The sequence below is a fragment of the Acetobacter sp. genome, from assembly GCF_052102375.1.
GTDB lineage: Bacteria > Pseudomonadota > Alphaproteobacteria > Acetobacterales > Acetobacteraceae > Acetobacter.
In genome coordinates this window covers 85,104-91,929 of record NZ_JBQDXI010000010.1, presented here as the reverse complement: position 1 = coordinate 91,929, position 6,826 = coordinate 85,104, and the positions used below count along the sequence as shown (strand labels likewise).

Genomic DNA, 6,826 nt, shown 5'->3' with positions numbered 1-6,826 from the left:
CCTGAATCATGGTTACCCATAAATTCAGAACTCAACATAAAATGCAACTGTAGTGCTAGGCTCAGGACCTATTAATTTATTGAACTGAGCGAATGGTTGTGTTTCACAGGCTTACCGATGGAGGGTGGGCCTGTGAATGATGTGTTTATGCTATCTGAGAGGCAGATGAAGCGGATTGAGCCGCTTTTCCTCTGCCGCACGGAGTGCCCCGCGTGGATGACCGGCTGTTCTGAGTGTGATAGTTTATGTCCATCCGTAACTGTCTTCAGTGGAAAGAGCTTCGAAAGCGTATGGTCCACACAAGACTTTGTATAAATGCTTTATCCGGTGGAGCCGCATCGGTGTTTTTGACAGGATCTTTGTCGCTCTGACAGAACAGGCTGGACATTCGAAGCGTCTGATGATCGATGCAACACACCTCAAGGCACACCGGACATCGGCGTCCCTGCTCAAAAAGGAGCTTTTCCCCGCCATATCGGACGGACAAAAGGTGGCCTGAACTCAAAACTTCATGCCGTGTGCGATGATCAGGGCCGACCTATCCGCCTTCATCTGACTGCTGGACAGGTCAGTGATTTCAAAGGTGCTGATGTGCTGCTGGCAGAGCTGTCGGATGAGACAGAGGAAGTCATCGGTGATCGGAGATACGACAGCAATAAAATCAGGCAGTCTCTCGCAGACCGGAACATCAACGTCTGTATTCCGCCAAAGAAAAACAGGACATCAAAGCCATCTTACGACTGGCATCTGTATAAAAAGCGCCATCTGATCGAAAATATGTTCGCAAAGCTGAAAGACTGGCGATGGGAGGCAACGCGATACGACCGCTGCGCTCATACCTTCATGTCCGCAAGCCACATTGCAGCAAGCTTTACCTTCTATCTTAAAGAATGAGTCCTGAGCCTATATTGGCCCCGGCGGCGATATCGACATGCCCGTTCGGCCTACTCAGGTGGTTGCGGCCTATGCGCGTCTGCTTACAGGAGGCACGAGCGCTTCTCAGGATGGCGATTTCTCGGGCATGGACTTTAACGGGGGTGACTTTGATACCGGCTCAGATGGCCTATCAACCGGAAACCCGATCGATTACTCCCTGACGCCCATTCCCTCCTACGAAGACTATGCGGGCATCAGTCTCAAGGGCCTGAAAACGTGGCCGAGCTGCTTTTATTACAACCCGGCTTTCCCGCAGGGCGAGTTCCGCCCATGGCCAATTCCTCAGGCTGGAGCGTGGGAATTCCACATTATCGTGCCAGAGGTTTTGCCCACGACGTTGAAGGCGACGGATGCCATCAACCTTCCGCCTGAATACTGGGACGCCGTGATGTGGTCTGTGGCCGCACGGATAGCACCCTCTTACGGACAGGAAGCATCTCCCACGGTTGTGGCCTCAGCAAAGGCCGCGCTTGCCACTATTCGCTCGGCCAATCTGCAAGTGCCAACCCTCGGCGTGCCAGCAATCCTGACGCCGCTCAACAACCCGTTTTACTGGCCCGGATTGGAGGCACAGAAACTATGAGGAAAATTCTAGTCCTGATTGGGGCCTTACTGCCCTCTCTGGCTCAGTCTGTCCCGGAAATGAACCGCAGGGTTACGCTTGAGGGTCCTACCGGACTGAACGCAGCGATGGCGACAAAGGCTGATGTGAACAAGCCGGTGGTGAGCAATCCCACAATCTCCGGGCCAACACCAAGCGTTGATAACGTGGATACCACGGCTTCTGCTGATCTGGGGCGCTGGCGGTGGACAAACAACAATGGAACGTTTGACCTGAACACGGTGAACGATGCGCAGTCAGCGGTCAATTCCGTTCTGTCCTGCACGCGCAATGGAGCAGTTCCAACGGGTTGCACATTTACAGTCCCCATCACCACGCCCAACGGTGTGTTCGGTCAGCCTCTGGCGGGGGATATTCTGGGGACGTGGCCCAATCTGTATCTGGCCCCGAACATCACGGTATCCAGTGGCCTGACGATTGGGAGCGCATCGTCACCGCAACTTACGCTGCAATCCACGCTCTCATCAAACCCTGTGACATTCTGGCAGGACCCTGATGGAAACGCGAATTTCTCGACAAATTCAAGCAATACGCGTTTCGAGTTCTACACTGCGAACGGCGCTCTGGAAGTGCATGATACGGGCGCAGGAGGAGCCGCCAAGATCAACCTGTACGGGCAGGGCAATAGTATTCCAGCCTCTCTCTGGCAGGATACTGGCGGCGGTCTCTACATGTCTCCGGGGTCCACAAACGGCAGCACGTCAATTTATTCGAACGGGACTGGGGGTATCGCGCTTTACGGTAACCATGTGCAGCTGCATGGGACCGCATCAGGAGGCACGAATGGTGCTGTTCTGGATTTCTTTGGGCCGGGTCAAACAAACCCTGCCTCTATCTGGCAGGATCAATATGCGAACATGTATATTGCGTCACAGGTCGGGAACAGTTGGCTCAATATCGAAGCAGCAGGGACGGGCTATGTTAATGTTTCCAGTCCTCTCAGAAATAGCGGTATGCTGACATCCGCGCCCTTAACTGGCGCTCATTTTGTCTGTGTCGATGATGCAGGCGATATCTATCGGAGCGATAGCGCATGCAGATGATCAAGCGACTGGCCATATTTTTGGGGTTTTTGGCGGCTGCTCCCCTGACGGCACATGCTGACCCGCATTTATCCGGCCCGCTTATCCGGTCCATCAATACTGATTTCTCACGGTACCGGGGAGGCGAGCAGATACGTATGCTCGTCACTCTGTCCAACAGCACAGGGGCGCCGTTTACGGGAACTGTGACGGGGACAGTATCAGGGCGTGGTGTGCAGGTGGGCCAGCCGGTGTCGGTTGCGGTGACTGCGCTCCCGGCAGGCGGGCTGATAATCACAGAGTTGCGCTTTCCATCGAGCCGGACCAACTGGCAGGGGTATTTGGTCACTTTGGTTGCAGCGGACCAGAACGGCCATCAGCTTGATCAGGAAGCAGGGGCGTTTGACCTCTCTACCGACTGGTGGACATACCCTCGGCAGTGCTGGGTTGTTGGCACATATACGGACTGGGGTGGCTGGAAGCCGAATTTGTTCGGTACGCCGCAGCAGGATTTGCAGAGCCTCAACGCTTATCATTGCAACAATCTTCAATTCTACAACATGCTCTACCGCTGGCATAAGCCGTGGACTGACACTCTGTCATGGGTCAATGGTGACGGACAGACTATCAGCACGGATTTGATAAAGCGCCATATATCAGCAGCAAAAACCCTTCGTATGGGTACGCTGATGTATATGCCGATCTATGCTGCCAATTATGGGGTTTCTCCCGGGTTTACACGCGACGGATCAGGGGCGCAATTATCATGGGGGATGTTTACAAAAGCGTGCGGGTCATCATGTACGGTTTCTGATCTGCTAAAATTCAACGACAAAATAGCTTACATGGACCCGAATAATAAGGATTGGCAGGCATACTGGGGTCAACAAGCTGAGTTAATGCGCCAGCGTCTTGGATTTGATGGCATGTTTATTGATACGTTCGGCACGATCAATACCGCGCTCTGGAACTGGGAAGCGTCCCGGATCATAATGGACACCACATATTCCACATTCCTGAAGACGGTTCAGGGGTATGTGAACGGCCCAATGGTCTTAAACCCGGCAGGTTCGTACAATGAGCAGGATCTCGTTCAGTCAGGACGCGAAACTTATCATTTCGTAGAACGCTGGAATAATCCATCTGATATTGGAAACTTTGGTGACTTCCTGACCAAGGCGCGGCAGATCTGGGGGTGGGCGCACAGAACCCCCAACAACATTGGTCTCGACTGGGATATGGGCATGAACAAGACGCTTGGTGCGTCAAAGTCATGCACCATCAATGGTGGCCCCATCGCGTGCACCTTCAACACGCCCGGCGTCCTCTATCAGGAAGCGGCAATGCTTGCGACTGGCGCGCATCACGCTTGGATTGTCGATGGCCAGCAGAACCCCGGGGATGGGGCGCGCTTCATCAGTAATGATGATTTCCCTGTCGGAAACCAGCTCAGTCCAAACCCCGACATGGTGCAGGGTGAGTATGACTACCAGACTTTTGGCGTGGCCTATGAGAAACTGCTGCGGCTGAACATCAGCGCCTCGGCCGCAGCAGTTCCATCCATCACGTCAGGTGCTACGGGCAGCACGACTGCGGCAGCCGGCAAGGTCTGGCTCTTCCAGAACCATCGGAGTGGTTTCGATATCCTGCACCTGCTCAATTACCAGCAGATGAGCGCGACCTCGTTTTCAGACGTGAATGACAACGCGGCCAATGCAGCCGCACCGACAGCCACCGGCGCGCTTCAGGTCAAGATGTACTACACGTCAGGCGGAACGCTTGGTGACCTCTACACAGCCAGCCCGGACGTGAACCATGGGGCTCCGGTGAAGCTGACTTATGCAACGGGCTCTGATGCATCCGGCGGCTTCATCACATTCACACTCCCATCCCTGAAATACTGGGACATGGTCTGGCTTGAGAATGGTGTTGCAGGGAGCGATTATGGAACGCCGTAGGCTTTAAAACCTTCAGGCCGCCTCTGTCTGTGTGTACATGCGGCCTCTATCTGATGTCTCCTCTGCATGAGCAATTCATGCGGGGCAGATCTCGGCGTAGTCGCCACCGTTGTCGGCCTTGCTGAAAAATACGGCCCAGAGGTTTACGAGACCGTGACTAGCGCTCTGGAGCAGAGCAAAAGCAAAACCGGCCCGACTGCTGACCAGATTGCAGCACTGTTTGCCAAGTGCACGGCAGACAATGCGGCTATTCAGGCATCATGATCGGGTATGTTGAAGCCTTCCTTGCGAGAGGCTTCACAGTCATAGGTAATAAATCTAGAAGTATTCAGTAAAACGGCATAGTTTCAGGATTATAAAATCTGAAATATTCAAAACCAATCCCAAAAAAAGAAAACTTTAATTAATTTCATAGGCCTGTAAGAAGCCATTTATGTTGTCGCTCATCAGAAGCTGCATTCTTTCCCTTATAAGAGCTTCGGGCCAATCCCACCATGCTATGGCAAGCAAACGCTCGATGGTTTTCTCGGGGAAACGATATTTGATAACATGGGCTGGATTGCCTCCCACGATAGCGTAAGGCGGGACATCCTTGGTCACCACGGCCGCTGCCGCAATAACCGCACCGGAACCGATAGTCACCCCCGACATAATATTGGCCCGCGCACCAATCCAAACATCGTTCCCGATAACAATATCACCTTTTGTAGAATGGTCATCCGTGGCATCAGCAGCCTCCGGCCATGCAAAAGAAATATCTTTAAAAGGGTAAGTAGTCACCGTATCTGAACGATGATTGCCCAAGATCATCAAGACCTCTCTGGCTATAGAGCAATATTTTCCAATACGTAGACGAGCATATTTTTCTTCGATTACAATTGGTGAACCTTCTGCACCATATGAGTGATCTCCAATTTCCCAACCCCACTCTTCAATTTTGTATGCCAAAGAATGACGTAAAAGCAATTGGAAGATATTTTTACGATGTAACATTACCTAAGCCTTTTTTTGTTCATCTTGCACAATGGCTGGTAAGATTTTCCGTAATAGGCATGAAATGAAATCCTGCAATTACTCACAGAATGAGCATTGAGGCGCTCTAGTTACATGAATGAGGCATGCTTCACCGACCATATATTAATGATACAGTTTCTTCTTTCTTATTTCTAGCTCCTGAATATAGGAAAGTTAGGCTCACGACACATTCTGCAAGATAAAAGATGAAGCCGGACGCGAACGCCTATGGCTAGATCTGCACAGATCCAGTAGGTCTGACATACCAATAGGCCCCTCACCAGCATCTACTGCTGGTGAGGCGAATCATGTGGTCTGATCCCCTGTGTATGCCCTCATACTCCTGCTCCCATAATGAGAGCAAATAGAGCGACCATGTCAAGGTTTATGCGCGTGCTAGGATGTAAGGGGGGGGGAGGGATATACCCACTGGCCCCGCAGCTTTAATGGGCAAATTAATCTAATAAGTTATTGCTTTATATGCATTTATTTCTTGATTGGTGGACCCGAAAGGACTAAAATAAATTTAATATGCATCTGATATAAATAGATATTTTAGGAGGAACAAAGAAAAGTACCCCCAACCATACCCCCTAAAAAAGTCTGACTTTCATATCTCGTTCCCCTTTATATTACTCCATCGCCCTAATAACTGATTGCTCCATAGAAAGTTATTTTCGGATCAACAAACAGGTAAATCGGGGCGGTGAACGTCCTTTTGTGCTTTAGTTATGGGCCATAGGAAAAAGGGGTTTATACGGGCGGATACCCAAAGATAGGCCTCACCCGATTTGTGAGGAGACGATCTTAAGAGACCTTTTTGATCTATTAGACAGGGGGCTTGGTCTTGCGAGGGCTCTTTATAGTTTTTAGGGAATCGTGGCAGAGAAGCCCTCTAAGTATGTTTCAGAATTGTTAAAAATGTTCTTTTTTGAAGTAGCTCCTATATACTTTCCACCTAATCATTAGAAAAATATAGGCAAAATCCAGTCATCTGTTTCCAGTTTGATAGACAGGAACGATAAATTGAACTTGAAGCAAATGCATGATTCCATTGAGGTTTAAAAATTTAACTTAAGATATTCCCAGAAGCTGTTGTCCTAATGAGTTAAATCTGTATAGGATCAAATTAAGCTTGACACGCGAATAAAACGGGAAGGCGACTTGTCTTGAAACCCTTGACAAGCGTACTACGTTATATAGAGAGCCGTGTCTAAGCTTAATAGAGGAACCGTAGCTGTGAAGAACTGAGGGATTAATTCGATCATTGCGAA

At 50.5% G+C, this 6,826-nt stretch carries 5 protein-coding genes and 1 pseudogene; 5 read left to right on the top strand and 1 reads right to left on the bottom strand.

Annotation, left to right across the window (positions count from 1 at the left end):
- Window positions 1-132: 132 nt before the first annotated feature.
- The 5 genes and pseudogenes from ACTIDN_RS06560 (at window position 133) to ACTIDN_RS06540 (ending at window position 4,802) form a co-directional block, all read left to right on the top strand.
- A pseudogene (locus ACTIDN_RS06560) lies at window positions 133-894 on the top strand (IS5 family transposase).
- A gap of 37 nt (window positions 895-931) precedes the next feature.
- Window positions 932-1,519, top strand: a complete 588-nt coding sequence (locus ACTIDN_RS06555) for a hypothetical protein (RefSeq protein ID WP_441376431.1) — start codon at window positions 932-934, stop codon at window positions 1,517-1,519.
- Complete coding sequence (locus ACTIDN_RS06550; protein ID WP_441376430.1) at window positions 1,516-2,601, top strand: hypothetical protein; 1,086 nt, start codon at window positions 1,516-1,518, stop codon at window positions 2,599-2,601. Before ACTIDN_RS06555 ends, ACTIDN_RS06550 begins: the two co-directional genes overlap by 4 nt.
- Entirely contained in the window at window positions 2,592-4,538 is a 1,947-nt protein-coding gene (locus ACTIDN_RS06545) for a glycoside hydrolase family 66 protein (protein WP_441376429.1), read from the top strand. Before ACTIDN_RS06550 ends, ACTIDN_RS06545 begins: the two co-directional genes overlap by 10 nt.
- Before the next feature lie 66 nt (window positions 4,539-4,604).
- Window positions 4,605-4,802, top strand: coding sequence for a hypothetical protein (locus ACTIDN_RS06540; RefSeq protein ID WP_441376428.1), 198 nt, complete (start codon window positions 4,605-4,607; stop codon window positions 4,800-4,802).
- Window positions 4,803-4,937: 135 nt separating this feature from the next.
- Here ACTIDN_RS06540 and ACTIDN_RS06535 read toward each other — a convergent pair whose 3' ends face one another.
- Entirely contained in the window at window positions 4,938-5,531 is a 594-nt protein-coding gene (locus ACTIDN_RS06535) for a CatB-related O-acetyltransferase (RefSeq protein WP_441376427.1), read from the bottom strand.
- Between the last annotated feature and the right edge of the window lie 1,295 nt (window positions 5,532-6,826).